At 62.3% G+C, this 20,523-nt stretch carries 20 protein-coding genes and 1 pseudogene; 5 read left to right on the top strand and 16 right to left on the bottom strand.

Going from position 1 to position 20,523, the window contains the following annotated elements:
* The 3 genes and pseudogenes from G6N73_RS06325 to G6N73_RS38515 all read right to left on the bottom strand — a co-directional run.
* On the bottom strand, window positions 1-224 hold a 224-nt coding region (locus G6N73_RS06325), incomplete at its 3' end, for a 3-isopropylmalate dehydratase small subunit (protein ID WP_206078696.1).
* Between the two features lie 11 nt (window positions 225-235).
* Entirely contained in the window at window positions 236-610 is a 375-nt protein-coding gene (locus G6N73_RS06330; protein WP_206078697.1) for an aconitase family protein, read from the bottom strand.
* Between the two features lie 34 nt (window positions 611-644).
* A pseudogene (locus G6N73_RS38515) lies at window positions 645-821 on the bottom strand (3-isopropylmalate dehydratase); the annotation flags it as partial.
* A gap of 42 nt (window positions 822-863) precedes the next feature.
* Between G6N73_RS38515 and G6N73_RS37885 the strand changes: the two are divergent.
* Complete coding sequence (locus G6N73_RS37885; protein ID WP_281352843.1) at window positions 864-995, top strand: hypothetical protein; 132 nt, start codon at window positions 864-866, stop codon at window positions 993-995.
* Between the two features lie 292 nt (window positions 996-1,287).
* Here the strand turns inward: G6N73_RS37885 and G6N73_RS36290 are convergent, their stop codons facing one another.
* The 9 genes from G6N73_RS36290 to G6N73_RS06370 form a co-directional block, all read right to left on the bottom strand.
* On the bottom strand, window positions 1,288-1,446 hold the full coding sequence (locus G6N73_RS36290) for a hypothetical protein (RefSeq protein ID WP_206078698.1): 159 nt from the start codon (window positions 1,444-1,446) through the stop codon (window positions 1,288-1,290).
* A 62-nt stretch (window positions 1,447-1,508) separates the two neighbouring features.
* Window positions 1,509-2,813, bottom strand: a complete 1,305-nt coding sequence (locus G6N73_RS06335; protein WP_165024901.1) for a TRAP transporter large permease subunit — start codon at window positions 2,811-2,813, stop codon at window positions 1,509-1,511.
* Window positions 2,810-3,292, bottom strand: a complete 483-nt coding sequence (locus G6N73_RS06340; protein ID WP_165024904.1) for a TRAP transporter small permease — start codon at window positions 3,290-3,292, stop codon at window positions 2,810-2,812. Before G6N73_RS06340 ends, G6N73_RS06335 begins: the two co-directional genes overlap by 4 nt.
* 94 nt (window positions 3,293-3,386) lie before the next feature.
* Window positions 3,387-4,394: a TRAP transporter substrate-binding protein gene (locus G6N73_RS06345; protein ID WP_165024907.1), complete on the bottom strand. Its 1,008-nt coding sequence runs from the start codon at window positions 4,392-4,394 to the stop codon at window positions 3,387-3,389.
* Window positions 4,395-4,762: 368 nt separating this feature from the next.
* Window positions 4,763-5,722, bottom strand: coding sequence for an NAD(P)-dependent oxidoreductase (locus G6N73_RS06350; protein WP_281352844.1), 960 nt, complete (start codon window positions 5,720-5,722; stop codon window positions 4,763-4,765).
* A 399-nt stretch (window positions 5,723-6,121) separates the two neighbouring features.
* On the bottom strand, window positions 6,122-7,552 hold the full coding sequence (locus tag G6N73_RS06355; protein ID WP_165024910.1) for an ABC transporter ATP-binding protein: 1,431 nt from the start codon (window positions 7,550-7,552) through the stop codon (window positions 6,122-6,124).
* Complete coding sequence (locus G6N73_RS06360; RefSeq protein ID WP_165024913.1) at window positions 7,549-8,373, bottom strand: ABC transporter permease; 825 nt, start codon at window positions 8,371-8,373, stop codon at window positions 7,549-7,551. Before G6N73_RS06360 ends, G6N73_RS06355 begins: the two co-directional genes overlap by 4 nt.
* Window positions 8,370-9,308, bottom strand: coding sequence for an ABC transporter permease (locus tag G6N73_RS06365; protein ID WP_165024916.1), 939 nt, complete (start codon window positions 9,306-9,308; stop codon window positions 8,370-8,372). The genes G6N73_RS06360 and G6N73_RS06365 overlap by 4 nt, the downstream gene beginning before the upstream one ends.
* Window positions 9,309-9,321: 13 nt before the next feature.
* On the bottom strand, window positions 9,322-10,839 hold the full coding sequence (locus G6N73_RS06370; protein ID WP_165024919.1) for an ABC transporter substrate-binding protein: 1,518 nt from the start codon (window positions 10,837-10,839) through the stop codon (window positions 9,322-9,324).
* A 515-nt stretch (window positions 10,840-11,354) separates the two neighbouring features.
* Between G6N73_RS06370 and G6N73_RS06375 the strand changes: the two genes are divergently transcribed.
* Window positions 11,355-12,827: an aldehyde dehydrogenase family protein gene (locus G6N73_RS06375; protein WP_165024922.1), complete on the top strand. Its 1,473-nt coding sequence runs from the start codon at window positions 11,355-11,357 to the stop codon at window positions 12,825-12,827.
* A gap of 346 nt (window positions 12,828-13,173) precedes the next feature.
* Here the strand turns inward: G6N73_RS06375 and G6N73_RS06380 are convergent, their stop codons facing one another.
* Window positions 13,174-14,496 carry an NAD(P)/FAD-dependent oxidoreductase gene (locus tag G6N73_RS06380; protein WP_165024925.1) on the bottom strand — a complete coding sequence of 441 codons (1,323 nt, stop codon included), beginning with the start codon at window positions 14,494-14,496 and terminating at the stop codon, window positions 13,174-13,176.
* Between the two features lie 243 nt (window positions 14,497-14,739).
* Between G6N73_RS06380 and G6N73_RS06385 the strand changes: the two genes are divergently transcribed.
* Window positions 14,740-15,216, top strand: coding sequence for an Lrp/AsnC family transcriptional regulator (locus tag G6N73_RS06385; RefSeq protein WP_165024929.1), 477 nt, complete (start codon window positions 14,740-14,742; stop codon window positions 15,214-15,216).
* A gap of 20 nt (window positions 15,217-15,236) precedes the next feature.
* On the opposite strand, the gene G6N73_RS06390 is transcribed toward G6N73_RS06385, so the two are convergent.
* The 3 genes from G6N73_RS06390 to G6N73_RS06400 are packed head-to-tail and all read right to left on the bottom strand — an operon-like array spanning window position 15,237 to window position 18,234.
* A complete protein-coding gene (locus G6N73_RS06390; RefSeq protein ID WP_165024932.1) occupies window positions 15,237-15,953 on the bottom strand; it encodes an HAD-IA family hydrolase in 717 nt (238 codons plus the stop codon).
* Between the two features lie 53 nt (window positions 15,954-16,006).
* A complete protein-coding gene (locus G6N73_RS06395) occupies window positions 16,007-17,380 on the bottom strand; it encodes an aspartate aminotransferase family protein (protein ID WP_165024935.1) in 1,374 nt (457 codons plus the stop codon).
* 14 nt (window positions 17,381-17,394) lie between these two features.
* Complete coding sequence (locus tag G6N73_RS06400) at window positions 17,395-18,234, bottom strand: GNAT family N-acetyltransferase (protein ID WP_165024938.1); 840 nt, start codon at window positions 18,232-18,234, stop codon at window positions 17,395-17,397.
* Between the two features lie 324 nt (window positions 18,235-18,558).
* Between G6N73_RS06400 and G6N73_RS06405 the strand changes: the two genes are divergently transcribed.
* Both G6N73_RS06405 and G6N73_RS06410 read left to right on the top strand, forming a co-directional pair.
* Entirely contained in the window at window positions 18,559-19,227 is a 669-nt protein-coding gene (locus G6N73_RS06405) for a haloacid dehalogenase type II (RefSeq protein ID WP_165024941.1), read from the top strand.
* Between the two features lie 13 nt (window positions 19,228-19,240).
* The gene (locus tag G6N73_RS06410; protein WP_165024943.1) at window positions 19,241-20,518 is read left to right on the top strand and encodes an NAD(P)/FAD-dependent oxidoreductase; all 1,278 of its coding nucleotides are present in this window, start codon (window positions 19,241-19,243) and stop codon (window positions 20,516-20,518) included.
* The last annotated feature ends 5 nt before the right edge of the window (window positions 20,519-20,523 follow it).

Raw genomic sequence — 20,523 nt, forward strand, 5'->3', positions numbered from 1 at the left:
GGCATCATGAAGTCGTCGGTGATGCCAAGATGACGACGGCGCTGCTCGATCGGTACTGCCCTCGTCTCTCGGGCGATTCGGCGCGAACTTTCGAAGACATGCGCTTCCATGCCATGAAAGGTCGTCATCTTCAGATGGCGTGACTCGATGATCTGGTCGGTGTCGATATTGTCGTCGGGCAGTGAGAGACCACGCCCTGAAACTGTCTCGATAGGACCTGTCATATTGACCATCCTCATCTATTTTTTTGCGCCGGGCGGGCATCAGTGATTTCGCCTGCAAGCGCAGCGGCAGCTACCATAACGGGGGACATGAGATAGGTGCGGCCAAATGGCGAGCCCTGCCGGCCTCGGAAATTGCGATTGGAGGACGAAGCGCAGACCTGCGAACCCACAAGCTTGTCGGCATTCATGCCGCAACATAGCGAGCAGCCCGTGTCACGCAGTTCAAACCACCGCTCGCCAAAGAACTTGTCGAGACCCTGTGCAATCGCCGCCTCTCGCACTGCACGAGAGCCGGGCACGATCAATGCTTTTACAGTTGGCGCGACACGCCCGCCAGTCTTGCGCAGGAAAGCTGCAACGGCTTCGAGATTCGGACAGTCGGCCATTGGTGCAGGAGCCGACAAAAGCCACGTCGATCGGCGTTCCCAACACCGGCCGTCCCGGTTGGATGCCCATGAAGTCCATCGCGGTCTGCCAACTCTCGGCCTCCTCGCCTGCAGTTGCGGGATTGGGGACACACTCATCGACCGCAACCGACTGATCCGGCGAAGTCCCCCATGTAACCATGGGGCGAATTTCATCTGCGCATAGCACCACCTCGTCGTCCCACTCTGCGTTGATATCAGAAGACAGTATGAATTGGCGGCGCAGTGGCTGGAGAAGGCCGCACTCGCCTATGACGCCGCCGGCCGGTTCGAGGACTGGATCACAAGGATCGACGGACTGATTGAAAAGCACCGCCGCAAGCACAAGCTCCGGCCCCTTGCTTGAAGCGCTGCGGCCGGGCGTATAGGCGCTCCGATATAGCTGCGTTGTTCGCGACGACGGGCCAACTCCGGGCAGCTACAGGGTCAATCGGTCGCAACCGCCTCATTTCTGTTCCAGATGGTATCCAAGCGCCCAATAGCCGGCCCGCCGCTTAGCGGCCATGGGTGCCAGCACCGGCACGGCGGCATCGATGTAGTGACGTAGTCGTAAACGAGAACTTGCGCCTTGCCCCGGTGTTCACGATGGAGCCGTCCGACATGGTGGGCGAGTGTTCCCTTCCATGCGATCGGCGTCGTCAGGAACAGCGTATCGAGGCGCGGATCGTCGAAGCCCTCGCCGAGGTAGCGCCCTGTCGCCAGAATGAGGCGTTCCTGACCGTCTGGCGCCCGAAGGGGCCGCTTCCGCCGCCTTGCGCCCGGTCGCCGATGGCGGTGAGCGTTGCTTGGAGCATCATGCCTTCGCCGCGGAGAGGTGCCGGCCCGTCTTCGAGCCTGCATCTACGCAGACGCGACCTTATCAGTTCACGAATTGCGGCATCAGCAGGCGGGGTAGCCACAGCGAAATGGATGGAAAGAAGACGATCAGGGTGAGAATAGCGAGCATGGGCAGGAGAAGAATGGCAACGTCGCGCATGGCCTGCCGGATCGAGATCTGCCCGATGGCGCAGGCGATGAGGAGGCAGAGGCCGTAGGGCGGAGTGACGAGGCCGAAGGCGAGGCTGACGATGCCGATGATAGCGAAATGGATCGGATGCATTCCGACAGACTGCGCGACCGGGAAGAGCACAGTGCCAAGAATGACGATCGCGGGGATGGCGTCGATAAAACAGCCGATGACCAGGAACGAGATTGCGACTGCCAGACCCATCTCGATGACGCCGAGGTCCATCGCCTGGACAAGGGTGACGAGCGCGGCGGGCACCTTGAAATAGGCGAGGATAAATCCAAAGGCGCTGGCCGTCCCGATGCAGAACAGCGCAATGGCGGCGAAGCGGCCAGTATCGTAGAAGATTTGCCCTACCTTCTTCAGGTCCAGTGTGCGGTAGACCAGCAGACCGAGCGCCAGCGCATAGATTGCGGCAACGACCGACGCCTCAGTCGGCGTGAAAAAGCCACCAACAATGCCGCCGACGATGATGACGGGCGTGAGCAGCGCCAGGAAGGCGCTGGCGATGGCTGTGGCGAGTTCGCGAAGGGTGGCGCGGTCGTGCATGCCCATGCCGTGCCTCCGCGCATAGACATAAACCGTCGTCATCTGCGCAAGCCCGATCAGGATGCCGGGGATGACGCCGGCGAGGAAGAGCCCCCCGATCGAAACAGACATGAGGCCGCCCCAGACGATCATCAGAATCGACGGCGGAATGATCACGCCCATGACGGAGGAGCAGGCCGTCACCGCGACCGAAAAAGATGCGGTGAAGCCCTCCTTCTTCATCTGCGGAATGATCAGGGATCCAATGCCGGCGGCGTCGGCTGTAGAACTCCCCGAAATTCCAGCGAAGAGCATGGAAACCACTACGTTCACGTGCCCGAGCCCGCCCGGCAGGTGCCCGACGAGAGCACGCGACAGGCGGATCAGCCTGTCGGTGATCCCCGCCGCGTTCATCAGGTTGGCAGCGAGCAGAAAGAACGGCACCGCCAGCAGCACGAAGGCGTTGTAGGACTTAAACATCGCCTGGAGCAGCAGGATCGGCGTCAGCCGCGGCTCCAGGAAAAAGATCGGTAGGCACGCCAGCGCCAGTGCAAAGGCAACGGGGACGCGCAACACGATGAATAGAAGGAACAGTCCGAAAAGGATCGAGGAGACGACGAGCGGGGTCACTGTGCGGGGGCCATCAGGATTCTCAAGTCGCGAACGAGCTTTTCAAGAATGAACACTGTAAAGAGCACTCCTGCGAAGGGCCAGGCGCCATAGATCCAGTTCATCGGCAGCGCCGCTATCTCGGAAGTCTGAAACCAGCCGAACGCGATCAGCTCCCATCCGTACCAGACGAAGACCAGAGCGACGATCAACATGAGCAGCTCGACGAGGATGCGCTTTGCTGCCTCGTTTTTGGGGTTGTCGCTTCTCGGCATCAGGTCGAGGTCGAAATGCGTGCCGTCGCGGACGGCGACAATGGCGCCTACCATGATCATCCAGACAAAGCAGAAGCGCGCGATCTCTTCCGTCCAGATGTAGCGGGGGATAAGCCCGGTAAAGCGCGACAGAACCTGCATTGAAACGGGTACCAGCAACCCGCACACCAGCGCGCCGAGCACGATCTTGAGAGCGCCATGGATCGCATCGAGAACCCTTGTCATGGGCGCCGCAACCGTACTTTCCGGTGTATCGGATTTACAACGGGAAAGGGCAGGGCCGACCGCGGCCGGTCCTGCGGAGTTTGAACCTGTGACGCTACTGAATCGCCTGAATCGCCTTCAGCACGTCGCCGGCGCCCAGTTCCTCGGCATAGGCCTCCAGCACGGGCGTGGCCGCATCGAGCATCTTGTCGCGCTCGGTGAATTCGTGCGTCTGCAGCCATCCCTTCTCCTCCATCGCCTTTACCTTCGCGGAGTCCTCGCCGCTCTCGATCTCCCGGCCGTGCTTTCCAGCTTCGGCGCCGGCTTCGTCGATGCAGCTCTGCAGTTTCGCCGGCAGCTTCTGATAGGTTTTGTTAGAGATGAGGAGCGGGCGGATGGTGATGGCGTGCTTGGTCAAAGACAAATGCGGCCCGACTTCGTAGAACTTCATCTGTTCAACGCCCGCCGCCTCATTCTCGCCGGCGGCAATCACACCGGTCTGGATTGCGTTGTAGACCTCGTCATAGGCGATTACCGTCGGCGCTGCGCCGAGCGCATCGAAGACCCGCGTCCAGATCGGCGCTCCCTGCATGCGGATCGGGAGGTCAGCCAGTTCCGCCATGTTGGTGACCGGTTTGTTGGCGAAGACATTCCGTGTGCCGCCTCCGGCATAGCCGAGAAGGCGGATGTCGGCCTTCTCCAAAATGTCGTCGGCAACCGGCTTCAGGGCATCGGCTTCCAGCACCTTGCGCCAGTGATCCTCGTCGCGAAACAGGAATGGCATGTCCATGAGCGGAGCCATCTGGGAGAAGGTCGACATATGCGCAGGTGACGCCACGGCGTAGTCGACCGAGATCCCCTGGTTCATGAAGCCGACGTAATCCTTTTCCAAGCCGAGCTCGGAATTGAGGTGCATCTCGAACTCGACCGGCTCGTCGGTATAACACGCTTGAACGAGTTCCTCGAACTTGCGCATGGTTTTGGTGAAAGCGTGATCTTCGTTGAATTGACTGGCGCCGACCAGCTTGATCTGGGCGGCCGCTGGCGAGCCGAGGGCAAATGGAAGTATCCAGCCAAGGCTGCAGGCAAATACCGTCAAAAATGACTTCCGAATATTTGACATCGTTTCCTCCCGAAACGCCTTGTCGGCGCGATCTTGAATCTCCGCTTTTGCACATCCCTGCGCGCGGATGTTGTCAGCGGAACTATAACTGGGCAGGCCGCTGGGTCAATTACTCAACCTGGCGCCTCAAGTGCGAGTTCAAGCCGGCACACGTGCCGAGGAACGCAAGCTGCGCTCGCATCCGTGATCCTTCAAAGAAAGCGTGAAACAAAATCGCCCAGCGCATCTGAGGGGAGGTTGCATGTCGATCAAGGTCGCCGGCGGCCGGGACAAGCGCGGGCGGGTTTGTTCAGGCTTGCCGGTTCCCGATCTGTCGTGCGTGCTGGGCCCGCTCCAACTCCATGAGACCTTTACAGGGATGAGCCTGGTCAGTGTGGTTCCTGCGGTTTTCCGCCGAACAGATCCACGAAATAATCCACCAACTCGGGAACCATCCTTTGGCTGTAGCCGGCGGCTGCGGCAAGCGAAAGCGCCTGCTTGGCGGCGTGAGACATTAGGCTTGGCACGCCTAGACCGTCCGCCATTCTGCCGTAATACCCGACATCCTTGCGCGCGTTGGCTATGGAGAAGGCCAGCATATCCGGCTTGCCGTCCACGGCGTTGGCCTTGATGAAATCCATCATGCCCGACTTCAGCGGTCCGGAGGACATGACGTCGTAAAGCACTTGGCGATCGATGCTTGCCTTGTCGGCCATGGCGAAAGCTTCGGACATGGCGCACGCCGTTGTCATGGCGAAGAAGTTGTTGATCAACTTCAGCGTATGCCCGGCGCCAAGAGGTCCGACGTGAAAAACGTTCTCGCCAAGATCCCTGAAGATCGGTTCGGCGCGGCCGAAGGCTTCATAGCTGCCGGCTGCCATAATGTTGAGCTTGCCCTCCACCGCGTGCGAGGGAGTGCGGCCGAGCGGTGCATCCATATAGCTTGCGCCCACGGCCGCAACGGCCTCACCGATCCGCATGGTCGAATCGGGTAACGAGGTGCCGAAGTCGATAACCAGGCTGCCGGCCCGCAACCCGGCTATAATTCCGGTCTCGCCGAACATGCGCGCCTCGACGGAGGCGGATGTGTCCATGCAGAGCATCACGATATCGCTTTGTCTGGCGAGTTCGCGCGCAGTTTTCGCTTCGGCAGCGCCGCGCGCCACAGCCGCGTCGACGTTCGCCCGGTTACGGTTGGCCATCACAGTCATTGCATAGCCACGGTCCTGGAGGCGTCTTACCATGGCTGAACCCATGAGCCCCAAGCCGACAAATCCGATGGATGGCTTCTGTTGCAATCTGATACCCCTCTTTCGCGCTGGATGCGCGACTCCTTGGTTCGCATACAACGATCAGGCGAGCCGGCAATCTCGCCTGGAACACAAATTCCTACGCCCCTTTCCAGACCCTGCCGATGCGCTCATGCGACGAATTTCGTGCATGGCAGGACGGCTAGAGATACGACTTTGACCCTGAGAAGTCGCGAGACAATAGTATCCTTGGAAGATGAGAGCGCAAAAGAAAATTGCGCCAATTGGGCAAGAAAGCCGGGTCGATCGGTGAACAGCTCGTCACGGTCGTAGCTCATGGTCATGGCTGGGCAGCAACGTGTCGCGCTCGACCCGTAAGAAGTCGAATGGGAATCCCGCCCGCTCGCCCAGCAGATGGCCGATGGCACCGTTCGGTTCGCGGCAGCGACCGTGGCTACACGCGCTGGCTTGCGCTCCAGCATCGCCGTGATGCGTGGATCAACCGGGCCGGGCTTCGTCCGCGCCCGCCAGATCGATCGTTCTTGTCGAGATTCTTTTGGCCAACGCGCGGTCGTGCGTGACGAGAAGAACCCCAAGCCCGGTTTCGCGCACCGTCTGGATCAGAAAATCGATCACCTCCTTCTGGCTGACCGGGTCGAGGCGGGAAGTAGCCTCGTCCGCAAACAGGAAGACCGGATCGAGAAGCAAGGCGCGCACGATCGCGAAGCGCTGCAACTCGCCTCCCGAAATCTGGCTCGGCAAGCGGTCGAGCAGATCGTTCTGGAGACGAAGGCGAGTGAGCAGTTTCTCCACGCCGCTCCACGGGCGCCGGTGCAGTTTCGCAAGATCCCGCAAGCCCGTTCGGATCGTCTGGTGCGGCGGGAAGGCTGCCGGCGGGTCTTGATAGAGCTTTTGAAATCGCAGCGGCGACACTTTCATGCGCCGTTCAATACTTCCGGCGTCCGGTTCAACGAGCCCGAGGAGGATGTTTCCGACCGTCGTCTTGCCGCAGCCGCTGGGACCTACGACGGAGACGATCTCGCCCGCCCGCACCTCGATGTCGATATCCTTGAACAGGACATGAGCGCCGAACGCTTTGGTGAGGCCGCGCCCCGCAAGCACGACGTCTTCCGACGGCGTCGGCGCGCGCCGAGCCCAGCTCTCCGGATCGGCATCAAGCAGCGCCCGGCTGTAGGGATGGCTCGGCGCGGTGAGCACCTGTTCCGCCGGTCCATAGTCCACGAGGCGGCCCTCGAGCATGATCCCGACTGTGCCACCAAGCGTTCGGGCCGCGCCGATGTCATGTGTGATCGTGAGCAGCAGCCGGCCGGCTTCGACTTCCTGTTTCAGCCGGGTAACGACGCTGTCGCGCAGATCCGCGTCGAGCCCCTTGGTCGGCTCGTCCGCAATCAGAAGCCCGCTGCCGCCGGCATGGGCAATGGCGATCGCCGCGCGCTGGCACATGCCGCCTGACATCTGAAAGGAGTAGAGCGCGCCGGCATGGCCAAGGCCGACATCAGCGAGGTTTGCCTGAGCCAGAGCGTTGCTCTGCGATACTGCATTGCCTCTAACGAAGCGATGTACCTCTGCGACCTGCGGCCCGACACGCATTGTAGGGTCGAGCGCGAGCCATGGTTCCTGGGGTAGAAGCGAGATTGCGCGACCCCAGCGGTTGCGCCGCTCTTCGGGAGGGCTGGCGATGAGGTCGGCGCCGTCGAGACGGATCGTCCTCGATGCAGCCAGTTCAGGTGGTAAGGTTCCCATCACCGCCTGGGCAACGAGTGACTTTCCCGAGCCGCTTTCTCCAAGCAGCGTGAGCGGCTGGCCTGGTCGAAGCGAGAGGGAAATATTCCGGACAATGGGCGTTGCGCCGGAATGAATACTCAGCTCCGAAATGAGTAACTCGCGGATATTTGCCGGGGCGTTCATGGGTTGTCTTTCCGCGCAACGAGCTGCAGGCCGAGGACGAGCAGGAAAATCAGAACTGCGGGAAGCAGCACGTGCACCGGCGCTTCAGCGTAGTAGGGGAGAAGCTCGACGATCATGCTGCCGAGTTCGGGCGTCGGCGGCTGTAGCCCGACGCTGATGGCGCTCAGCGTGGAGATCGCGATGATCGCCGTGGCCATGGCGAAGGCCGCGAGCGTCGCAATCAAAGGTGCGATGCTCGGCAAGACATAGTTGCGCAGGATGTAGCCGGACCCGAAGCCGAGGAGTTTTGCTGCCTCGATATGTGGCTGCTTTAGGATCGTCGCGGTTGTGGCGCGCGTGATCCGGTAGAATTCCACCCACAGCGTCAGCGCCAGCCCGAAATAGAGGGGCCCGAAATTTCCAGGTGCAAAGGCGAGGAGCAGAAGAACGAGCATCAGCCCAGGGAGTGCCAGTACGATGTTCGCGAGAAGCTCGAGCATCCGCTCGAGCCAGCCGCCGCGCCAGGCTGCGGCGAGGCCGAGAAGAACGCCCGGGATGGCGGCCGTCAACATGGTGAGGAACGCCATGCCGAACGACAGCCTGGCGCCGTGGGCGAGCCGCGCCAAGAGGCTGCGGCCGTAATGGTCCGCGCCGAGTAGGTATTCGCCGCCGATCGGGGCAAGGCTGGCGCTGAAATCCTGCTGAGCAGGGTCTGCCTGCACCAGCCAGGGGCCGAGAACCGCAAAGGCGGCAAGCGCTAGGAGCAGTGCCGCGCCGATCACGCGGGTGACGGAAAGATGGCGCGGCCGCGATACGGAAAGGGAAACGATTTCGGTGCTCATTGCACTCTCCCCAGTCGCGGGTCGAGCCAAGCCGAAGCGGCATCCACGGCGGCGGTGATGGCGACGAACATCAGGCCCATCGCAAGCGCCGTGCCTTGCACCATGGGAATGTCCCGCTCGACGATCGCATGGACGAGGGCGTGCCCGATTCCGGGATAGGCGAAGATCGATTCCACCACGACCACGCCTTCGACGAGATAGATCGCCTGCAGGCCGAGATAGGAAACGACCGGGATCGCTGCATTGCGAAGTCCGTGCCGCCGCACGACCGCTGCCTCGGGCAATCCCTTGTGCCTGGCGAACACAAAATACGGGGCCTTGGCGACAGCGGCGATCGCGTCACGCGTAACCCGGCTCGACACGGCAGCGAGACCGAGCGCCAACGTCAGGGCGGGCAGGACGAGGTCCCGCCATGTTCCAAAGCCTGCCGGCGGAAGCCAGCCGAGCCATATGGCAAAAACGAGCATCAGGATGAGACCGAGCACGAAAGGCGGCAGGGAGCGCAATATCACCGAGCCCGCGAGCCCAAGCCTGTCGGTCCATCCGTTCGGCCTGAGGCCCGAGAAGACGCCGGTGGTCGGGCCGATCATGAGGGACAGCAGGAGGGCGGCGGCGGCGAGCCAGACCGAAGCCCCGAGCTGGACCTTCAGTTCATCCACGACAGGAGCACCGGTCACGAGGGAATGGCCGAGATCGAACCGGACAAGGCTGCCGAGCCAGTCCAGGAACTGGACGAGCCATGGCCGGTCGAGGCCGAGTTCCAGCCGTACCTTGTCGGCGGCCTCTGCGATCCTGGCATCCGGCCCATAGCGACCCGCGGCGATCCGCATCGCGGCGTCGCCCGGAAGAACGCGCATGAGGGCAAAGCACAATGCGCCGACGACAAAGGCAACGATGCCGGCCTGGGCGAGGCGCGCGAGAAGGAACTGTCTCATTCAAACGCGACCTTCATTCGGCCCAGCGGACCGAAGCGAGGCCGTAGTTCACCTCGAACGGGTCGACTTGAACGCCGGTGATGCGTTTATTGGCGACGATCGCCAGCTCCGACCAGGTGACCGGAATGCTGGGCAGTTCCTCTTGCAGTATCTCGACGGCCCGCCTCTGAAGCGGCGCTCGCTCCTGCGGATCGCTGGTGGCGACGAGCTTCTCGACCAGTGCCTGGAACTCGTCATTGGACCAGCCCATGGCGCCCCAATCGCTGCCGCCTGGACCGTAATCCTGCAGCAATGTCCCGATCGGATCGGGAACGATCAAGTAGAGGCGGGAGATCAGGCCCATTTCCAGCGTGCCGTCCTGATGCCGGCTGGGGATCTCGGAGCTGTTGCCGACCGAGACCTTGACGTCGATGCCGACTTCCCTCAGTTGGGCCTGAAGCGCCGTGGCGATGGGCGGCAGTTCCGGCCAGCTCGCATAGGTGAGGAGCGTGACGCTGAAGCGTTTGCCGTCCTGCTCCAGAATGCCGTCCGGTCCCGGCTTCCAGCCTGCCTCCGCAAGCAGCCGCTTTGCGGCGTCGAGATCGCGCGTCAGGGGCTTGAGGTCAGCGACATGCCAGCCGGCGAGCGCCGGCGGAAAGAGCTGCGTGGCGGCAAGATCGGGATTGCGCAGGATCACCTTGGTGATGCCTGCCCGATCAATGGCGTAGCTGATCGCTTGCCGTTCCTTCACGTCATCGAAGAATGGAGCACCCGCATTCACCTTGATGATGCGCGTCCTCGGGATGGTGGCGATGTGCACATCGAGCTTCGGATTGCGCTTCAGCCGCTCGACGGAAACCGGCAGCATGGAAAACACGAGATCGGCCTCGCCGCTTTCGGCCATGAGTGCCCGGGTCTCGCCCTGGCCTACGGCGAGATAGCTGACCTCACCGATGCCTGGGTCGCCGCCCCACCAGTTATCCGAATCCTCGAGTTCGAGCTTCAGCGGCGGTGTCAGGCTCTTCACCTTATAGGGGCCGGAGCCGATAATTTGCGTGACCTTTCCGGAAGCGTCGTAGGACGCTGGGGCAAGAATGATTGTGCTGAAATTGACGAGATAGGCTGGCACCGCCGCAAACGGCTTTTCCAGGCGGATGACGACGTCCTGGCCATCGCTCGCGATTTCCGAGATGGGCAATTGGGTCAGAACGCCCACGCCCGCATGCGCACGCTTGAGGCTCGCCGCCGCGGCCTCGGCCGTCACGGGCGTTGCGTCGTGGAAGATCGCATCCGAGCGGATTGTGAAACGCCAGGTCAAGCCGTCGTCGCTGACGGACCATTTCTCCGCCAATCCAGGCATCAACTTGCCGGTCGCATCCGCGCTCACCAATGTCTCGGCCACCTGCAGCCGGCTGAAGACATAGCCCGATTGCGCCGGATCGATCCCGGCTATCTCCCACGGGCCGGCAACCTTGAGCATCCGCTCCTGTGCCATGCCGGACAGGGTCGACAAGGCCATTGCCACGCCGGCAACAAAAAGTGCAACACGCATCCCAACCTCTTCCAATATGTTATACCGTTACAACGTCCATTGCCCATTGCGCTAAAAAGGTCAACCTCCCTGCCGCAGTCATCGGGCCGATGGACCGGATATCCACAGCGCTCGCAAATTCACCGACGGGAAGAATGTTCAGCGCGGCTCGATATGGCGACGCAAAGCTCTTGGTCTTTCACATCGCCAAGGCCCCTCGGATTCAGGGGCATGGCCGAAACTAGGCCGAATTTCCGGCTGTCTCTGCGGAAATGACAATCGATAAATCAGCTCACGGCCGCTTCATCCATCGTGAGCACGCTTCCGTCAGCACGACGGACACTATGAACCTCCAGGAAGAACGCAGGCCCGTTCTGCGACGGCCTCGTGCCGCGGCCTCATAACGCCTGAACGACGACGGTTTGCCGCTTAACCGTCATCTTCGGCAGAGTCTGCCGTTTCCATAAGGAAAACGCGAGCAATGGCGCGCGATAGCGGAGTTAGGCTTCTCCAAAACTGCTCGGTGAGGCGCAACAATGCTCGACTTCAACCCGGATGACGTCGCATTTCCGAACGGCCATTATATCGATGGTGTGGTTATTAGCGACGGCTTGGAACATCTGGCGGTCCGGCGTCCTTCCGACAACAAGGTCTACGCGGACTTATCTATCGGCTGCCCTGAAATAGTGGATCGCGCGGTGGCTAGCGCGGAACGTGCGTTTCGCAAGACAAGCTGGGCTACAGGAGCCCCGCGCGAGCGTGCTCGGATCCTGCGGCGCTGGGCAGACCTCATCGAAGGCCACGCAATTGAACTCGGCCGCGTCGAGGCCCTAGGTTCCACGCGGCCGATTACAGATATTATCGCTGTCGATCTCCCTTACGCCGCCGACTGCATTCGTTTTTTCGCGGAATACGCCGACAAACTTGGCGGCGATATCGCTGCAACCCGCACCGACAACCTCGGCATGGTTATATCCGAACCTTACGGCGTGGTGGCGGCGATCTCCCCGTGGAACTTCCCTGTCAACCAGGCGGTCACGAAAATCGGCCCGGCCCTGGCCGCCGGCAATGCCGTCGTTCTCAAGCCGTCCGAAATGACCCCGTTCTCGGCGGTACGGCTTGCCCAGTTGGGCACTGAGGCAGGCATGCCGGCCGGTATTTTCAACGTCGTGCAAGGAACCGGCATGGCCACCGGCGACTCCCTGTGCCGCCATCCTGGCGTTGGGAAAATATCCTTCACCGGCTCTACCCGGACGGGTGCGGCGATTATGGTAGCGAGTGCCGAAAGTGGATTGAAGCCGGTGACGCTGGAACTCGGCGGCAAGAGCCCGCAACTGGTTTTCGCTGATGCGGACCTCGACAAGGTCGCCCGCAATATCGCCAAATCCATTTTCGGCAACGCCGGCCAGGTTTGCGTCGCGGGATCCCGCTTGATTGTCGAGCGTCGTGTAGAAGACGAATTGGTGGATCGTGTCGTGCGCTTATCGCAGGCGATGCAGCCCGGTCCCACCTGGTCCTCGCAGACCAGCTTTTCGCCGATTGTCTCGACAGCCCAGCTCGACCGGATCGATGGCATGGTGCGCCGAACCCTCGACGCAGGCGCGGAAGCGCTGATCGGCGGCCGGCGCCTCGCTGAAATCCAGGACGGCGCCTTTTATGAGCCTACCATTCTGACCCACGTGACCTCCGAAATGGAGGCGGTCCGCGAAGAAGTGTTCGGCCCGGTTCTGACGAGCCAGTCTTTTGACGACGAGGAAGAAGGCCTGAACCTCGCGTCGCATCCCACCTACGGTCTTGCCGCAGGAGTGCACACGGCTGACATCGGCAAGGCCATGCGCGCCGTGCGCAGCATCAAAGCGGGAACTGTCTGGGTGAACCGCTATGGCCGTACCGCAGACTACATTATCCCGACCGGTGGCTACAACGGCTCGGGTATCGGCAAGGATCTCGGTCGCCAAGCGGTGGAAGCCAACATGCGCCTTAAGAGCGCGCTCATCGACTTCGCTTGAACGTTTGTCGACAAAGTCGCGGCAAAGAACCCTCAATGTCCCCCCAGATTGCTTCGTACTGCCAATGACGAACACCTACCCACCAGGGCAGACGTCGCAATCATCGGCGGCGGCATCGTTGGCTCGTCCGCCGGCACCGCGAATCTGCTGTTTGTTATGTGAAAGAGCGGAGCAGCCGAGGGCTAGCGCGTTAGCCTGGATTGCTGTTTTGCCAGCAGGCTTGCGGCCTTCTCGGATGGCCTACGCGCTTTCCCATCGTACTGTAAAGAGCCGGAGGGCTGCCAGTGACGTGCGAAATCGGCGGCAGGCGGCACAACAAGGGTTCAGCAGAGCGGATAAATGTCCTTCAAAACTCCGCTACCTGGCCCCAGGCGGATGTATTGAACCGTTCGGGCCTGTAGGGCAGGGGATCGACTAGCGGAGCGGAATCGGTGATCAGGTCCGCGATCAGATGGCCTGCCCCTGGGCCGATGCCAAATCCATGGCCGCTGAAGCCCGCTGCGAGGATGAAGCCCGGCAGGCTCTGGATCTCGCCGATGGCGGGAACGCCGTCCGGCGTGCTGTCGACATAACCCGCCCAGGCGGCCGAGATTTGCGCCTGCTGCAAGGCCGGCAGCAATCGACAGGCCCGCTGGTGTGTTTTCCGGATCAGCCTCCGATCGGGCCGCGGATCGAGAATGCGGGTCCGCTCCATTGGCGTGGGGGCATCGAGCCGCCAGCGCGCCAGCGTCTCATGCTCCGCCTGCCACGCCTGCAAGCCGCCGGGGACAAGGGAGCGCCAGCGCCTGGCAAACATGGGCAGGAAGTCGCGGGCAAAGCGGAACAGTTGTGGCGTCGGATCAACGCTGGCGCGGCCGCTGATCGCTAGCGTGTGACCGCCGTCGCGGCGGGTGACCGAGATTTCCGAAGTATGCAGCGCATCCGGCAGCCCCTTGGATCCGGGAGCAACCGAAAGGATCGAGGAGCGGACCGACGCTTGCGGGAAGCGGATGCCCAACTGGTGGCAGAACGAGGAGGCCCAGGCCCCGCCGGCCATCACCACAGTTTTCGTGCGGATCGTCCCGGCCTCGGTGATAACAGCGCTGAGGCGGCCGGCTTTGGTCTCGATCCCCCGCGCGGCGCACATCTGATGGACGCTTCCGCCGGCCTTCAGGATACCGCGCGCCACCACCGGCGCGGCGCGCGATGGGTCAGCCGTGCCGTCCGAAGGCGAGAAGACGCCGCCTTTCCAATTCCGGCCGGTCGCGTGCCCGTATGCCGTGGCCTCGCCGGAACTGAGCATATGCGTGGTCACGCCGACGCTGCGGGCGAAATCGCGCCATCGAGCCCAGCCGCCGATCTCGGCCTCGTTGTTGCTGAGATAAAGCAGCCCGCAGCGCCGGAAGCCCGGATCCTCGCCGATTTCGCCGGCGAGAGCCTCCCAAAGCGCCAGACTTGCCGTTGCCATTGGCAGTTCGCGGGCATCGCGGTTCTGTTGCCGACACCAGCCCCAGTTGCGGCTGGACTGTTCGGCGCCGATCCGGCCTTTTTCCAGGAGCGCCACCCGCACGCCGCGCCGGGCGAGGTAATATGCGGCGAACGCGCCAACAATGCCGCCGCCGATCACGACGACATCGGCAGTTTCCGGCAAGGCGGGTGTTGTCTCGATGTGGAGCAGCGGTGCGGCCATTTGAGTCTCCGGTCGTCCGACCATATTATCGCCGTGGGTCGAAGGGCATTCGCCGCAAATCGGTGGCAGGCAGCATTTCCTTCGGTTGCGCGGAACGTTGGCGGGGAATTCTGCTATGTGCGGATTTGCCGCCCTAATGCGTGATGCAGCTCGGCGATTTGTCCTTGCTCCTTAGTCGGTTCAGCATAATCTGCTTTGATGAGCTTGCAGGCACCGACCCGCGCAATTCGCCATGGACCGCGCATGAAACTCGACCGGATCGACATCAAGATACTTTCTGAATTGCAGAAGGACGGCCGGATCACCAATGTGGAACTGGCGGGATTGGTGAATCTCTCGGCCAGCCCCTGCCTGATGCGGGTGAAAAAGCTCCAGGCCGAAGGCTATATTGTCGGCTATTCGGCGCAGATAGACATCGCAAAACTGGGGCAGACGCTTACCGTCTTTACCGAGGTGACGCTGAAAAACCACCGCCAGATCGACTTCGCGCGGTTCCTGGCAGCCATCGAGAAGGTCGATTCGGTTGTCGAATGTCATCTCGTTTCAGGCGGTTACGACTATCTGCTCAAATTCGTCACCGCGGGGATCGCCGAATATCAGGCGATCATGGAGCGCCTGACGGACATGGACATCGGCATCGACAAATATTTCAGCTTCGTCGTGCTGAAATCGCCCATCGTCAAGTCCCACATGCCGCTGAAGAGCCTCTTCCCGGTCTAGCAGCCCTCGCCCGAATTCGCCTAGACGGCTTGGCTCCGCTCCACGGCATCGGCCAGGCCCGCCATGGAAGTGAAGTGGTAGTCCGGCTCGGTGAAGCTTTCCGGCTCGATGGTTCCGCCATAGCCTTTCTGGGCATGGCGCCGCTGGATCCAGCAATTGGTCAGCCCGAGTTTCCGCGAAATGCCGATGTCGTGGTACTGGCTCTGCGCGACGTGCAGGATGTCGTCGCGCGAGTTGCCCTCGGATTCGACGAAGGCGAAAACCTTCTCGAAGAAGGCGGGATCGGGTTTCTCCGTGCTGGTGTCATCGACCGTGAAGCCCTTGTAAAAAGGATCGCCCAGCTCGCGCGAGAAATATTCGAAGGCCCAGCGCTGCGCGTTGGTCATCGCAATCAGTCGGTAGCGCTTCGCCAGCCGGGCCAGCGCTTCGGCGCTGTCGGGAAAGCCTTTCCAGCTTCTCGCGGAATCGCGTAACCGCTCGCCATGCCGACGTTCGGCGGGCAGGCCGAGTTCCGGTGCTATCACCTCATATACCCTGACGAGATCATCCGGGAAGCGGCCGGCATCGGGCGAATATCTGGCCGCGCGATAGAGCCTCAGGGCAGTCTCGCCATCGACGATGGCGCCTGCCTCGGCAGCGATCTCCGCGAGGCAGTTGGTGATGCCGCCTTCGAAGTCGATCAGGGTGCCGACGACGTCGAACGTCAGGTATTTGAAATCACTGAGCTTCTTCGTCAACGTGTTGCTCCTTGCTACGATGGCCGTATCCACGGCCACGATGGTATTTGGGATCAGCTCATGGCGGCGCGCACGTCCGGATCTTCAAGCGTCTGATCGAGCGTCATCCGGGTTCGCTCGACGATGGCGTCGATCTCGTCATGCGTGCAGCAGAGTGGCGGAGCATAGCCGAGCACGCCATTGCCGAAGGCGCGGATAACCAGCCCGTTATCCCAGGCGCGGTCGAAAATCCGCCGGGACGGATCGGCGCTTGCCGGTAGGGGGATCTTGCGCTCCTTGTCCACCACCAGTTCGATCGCGGCCAGCATCCCGCGGCCGCGCACATCGCCCACGAGCGGGTGCTCCGATAGGCTCCGCAGTCCTTCCATCAGCCGCGCTCCGGCCTTCCTCCCGTTCTCCAGCAGGCCGGCTTCGTAAAGTCTCAAGACCTCCAGGCCGATCGCGGCGCTGACCGGATGGGCGGAATAGGTATAGCCGTGGCCGACCGCCGAAGCGCCCGCGCCGTCCGCGATAGTGTCGTAGACATCGTCGGACATGAGAACCGCCCCCATCGGCGCGTACCCGGAGGTCAGGCCCTTGGCGACGGTCATCAGGTCCGGGATGACCCCGTCCTCGGAACACGCAAAGAGCGGACCCGTCCGGCCGAATCCGGTGATGACTTCGTCGGCGACGAAAAGGATATCGAGTTCGCTGCAGAGATGGCGCATCGCCTTCATCCAGCCGGGCGGCGGAACCAGCACGCCCCCCGAGCCTTGTATCGGTTCCGCGTAGAATGCCGCGACGCGGTCGGCTCCAAGTTCGTCCACCTTGCCGCGCAGAGCCGTCAATGAGGCGGCGATGATCGCCTGCGGGTCGCTGCCTGCCGGATTGCGGTAGGCATAATGCGACGGTATTTTGTGCTGCCAGTCCAGCGGCACGCCGAAGCCGGCGTGGAAGGCGGGCAGGGCGGTGAGCCCAGCTCCCACGGTAGAGGAGCCGTGGTAGCCTTGCTCGATCGAGATGAACTGATCCTTCTGCGGCAGGCCTTTGGCATTGTAGTAATAGCGGATGAAGCGGACCGTACTGTCCACGGCGTCGGAGCCGCCGAGCGTGAAATAGACATGGTTCAAATCGCCGGGCGCGCGCTCGGCGAGTTCCGCCGCAAGCCTGATAGCAGGCTCCGAGCCGAGACCGAAATAGCCGGTGGCGTAGGGCAGTTCGCGCAGTTGGCGCGTGGCGGCTTCGACGATGCTGTTCTGGCCATAGCCCGCGTTCACGCACCACAATCCCGCGAAACCGTCGATCAGCCTGCGGCCGCTCGCGTCGGTAATCGTTGCTCCCGAGCCGCTCTTCAGAACCCGTACCCCACGCCTTTCGTGGCCGCGATAGGAGGCGACGGGATGCACCAGATGGGCGCGGTCGAGTTCGACCAGGGAATTGCTCAGCATTTGTCTCTCCGAATTCATCCAAGGGCCTGGCTGGCCAGTGCAAAGGTCTGGACGCCGGCTGCCTGGGCTGGCCGATGACCGTCCCTGCGCATGGCGATCCCGCCGCCGACATGGGCCAATCCTTGCGCCGCCAGCCAGGGCGCGAGGCCGGATGCATAGGGCGTATCCAGGCGCAAGAAGGCGCCTGAACGAGCGGCAAAGAGGAAAGAAATAAGAATGCGGGCTTCGTCGGCCGTCGCCGCCACCACCGGCCCCACGACCTCGCCGCGACCGAAGGCTCGGACGGCGGCAAAACCGCTTGGCCGCCCCTGATGCTGCAGAACGGCGAGACGCCCATGCTCGGACAAAAGTGCGATCAGCGCGCCACGATCCGCGCCGATGGCCGCCTGGTCCAGCTTTGCTATGGCGGCGATGTCTTCGACCGTCGCCCAATCCACATCCGCTGGGGCCACGGCAGCCTGACGGAGGGTTCCCTGATGTTGCAGGATTTCACCGCTCGAGCGAAAGCCGAGTTTCTCGTAGAGCGGCAAACCGTCCTGCGTCGCCGTGAGCCGGCAATCGCGGCCTTCGCTGGCCTGAAGAGCACAATCCATCAGCCTGCGGCCGATACCATGCCCGCGCATTGCGGCGTCGACGATGACCATGTTGATCGTGGCTACTTCCCGGCCGTAGCGCGTGACCAGCGTCGTGCCCACCACCCGGTCGCCTTCGAGTGCGACAATGCCAGCGCTGAGCGCCAGCACCATGGCCCAATCGTCGCGCCTGTGGGGCCACCCTGCCTGGCGCGAAAGGAGCATGGCGCCTTCGAGATGCTCAGGTGCGAAGTCCACAAGCTCGATTGATGTCGTAAGCATGACTTGTTCCAAATCGTTGCGTCTTCTGTGATAGACCCGGTCGCGAAGAAGATCGTCCCGAGGACGCGAAGCGCGCGGTATCTTTCTCCGTCCTGGGCGGCGGCAGCCGCATCTTATGCCGGGTTGTGCGGTACTGGAGTGAAACTACTTCTGATGGTTCGGGCCGGCAAACGGACGGCGGCGCAACTCTCTGCCAAAGGCCGACGGCGATACGGAACAATCTGCTTCCAACGGCTGCAATTGCGGTCATCCGGCCGCTGGGTCCCTGCCTATGATGGCTTAGATCGCAAAGCCCTGTTGGCACCCTGGAAGGATGCTCATGACATGACCCAGTTCCGGCCCAAATACATCACCTTCGACTGCTACGGCACGCTCACCAGATTTCAGATGGCCGAGGCGGCCCAGAAGATCTATGGCGAGCAACTCGACGCGCGGCGTATGGCGCAGTTCATCAAGAGCTTCGCGGCCTACCGGCTGGACGAGATTCTGGGTGATTGGAAGCCCTATAACGAAGTCATTCACAACGCCGTGGAGCGCACGTGCCGCAAGAACGGCCTGACGTTTCGCCAGGAGGACGCCCGCGCCATCTATGATGCCGTGCCGAGCTGGGGACCTCACCCGGATGTGCCGGCGGGGCTTGCCAAAGTCGCCAAGGAGATCCCGCTGGTGATCCTTTCCAACGCGATGAACGAGCAGATCATGTCGAATGTGGAAAAGCTTGGTGCGCCGTTCCACGCCGTCTATACCGCGCAGCAGGCGAATGCCTATAAACCGCGCTTCCAGGCGTTCGAATACATGTTCGATATGCTCGGCTGCGGTCCGGAGGACGTGCTGCATTGCTCGTCGTCCTTCCGCTATGATCTGATGTCCGCTTACGACCTGGGCATCAAGAACAAGGTCTGGGTCAATCGCGGCCACGAGCCCGCCAACCCGTACTATGAATATACCGAGATCAAGGACATCTCAGGCCTGCCCGGCGTCGTCGGGCTCTGACGGAGTTTCGGCCATGCAGTTCAAGTCCTACTGGCACGATACCGCTCCCTCCTTCGCAGGGGCGGCCACCGGGCCGGTCGAGGGCCGCTACGACGTGGCCGTGATCGGCGGCGGCTTCACCGGGCTCGCGGCCGCGCGGCATCTGGCCAAGGCGGGAGCCAAGGTGGTGGTGCTGGAAGCGAATTCCGTGGGCTCCGGCGCTTCGGGCCGCAATGGCGGGCACCTCAACAACGGCCTCGCCCATAGTTTCCTGGCAGCGAAGGCGCAGCTTGGGGCGGAACGCGCTGTCGCGCTCTACCGCGCCTTCGATGATTCCGTCGACACGATCGAGCGCATCGTGGCGGAGGAGGGGATCGATTGCGATTTCCGCCGTTCCGGCAAGCTGAAGCTCGCGTCGAAACCGGCGCACTTCGATCAGATCGCGCGGAACTACGAGGCGGTGCATCGCGAGGTAGATTCGGACACGGAACTCTTGGATGCCACGGACCTGAAGCGCGAGATCGGCTCCGCCGCCTTCCATGGTGCGATGCTGTCGAAGAAGAGCGCGATGATGCATATGGGACGCTTCGTTTCCGGCATTGCGGGCGCGGCTGCAAAGCACGGCGCGACGATTTTCGAAAACGCACCGGTGACGGGGCTGACGTCGTTGGCCGGCGAGCACCAGCTTAAGACGCCACGCGGCAGCGTCACCGCCGGTAATGTGTTGCTGGCAACGGGCGCCTACACGTCCAGTCCGTTCGGCTATTTCCGCCGGCGCATCGTGCCGGTCGGCAGCTTCATCATCGCTACCCGGCCGCTGTCCGAGGCCGAGATCGCCGCGACTGTGCCGGGCAACCGGACCTACGTCACCTCGATGAACATCGGCAATTACTTCCGTCTGTCGCCAGATAAGCGGCTGATCTTTGGCGGACGGGCCAGGTTTTCGGCGACGTCCGATCAGCGCTCCGACGCAAAGAGTGGAGCGATCCTGCGCGCAAGCCTCGCACGGATATTTCCGCACTTGGCAAAAATCGAAATCGACTATTGCTGGGGTGGACTGGTCGACATGACCAAGGACCGCTTCCCGCGCGCGGGCTACGCCGACGGCCTGTGGTACGCCATGGGCTATTCGGGCCATGGCGCGCAGATGTCCACCCATTTGGGGATCGTCATGGCGGACGCGATTCTGGGCAAAGCCGACCGCAACCCGGTCAAGGGCCTTGCCTGGCCTGCGGTTCCGGGGCATTTCGGCAAGCCGTGGTTCCTGCCGATCGTCGGGCTCTACTACAAGGCCCTCGACCGCTTTCAGTAAGGCGA

It is taken from the genome of Allomesorhizobium camelthorni, from assembly GCF_011045125.1.
In the GTDB taxonomy this organism is placed as follows: Bacteria; Pseudomonadota; Alphaproteobacteria; order Rhizobiales; family Rhizobiaceae; genus Allomesorhizobium; species Allomesorhizobium camelthorni.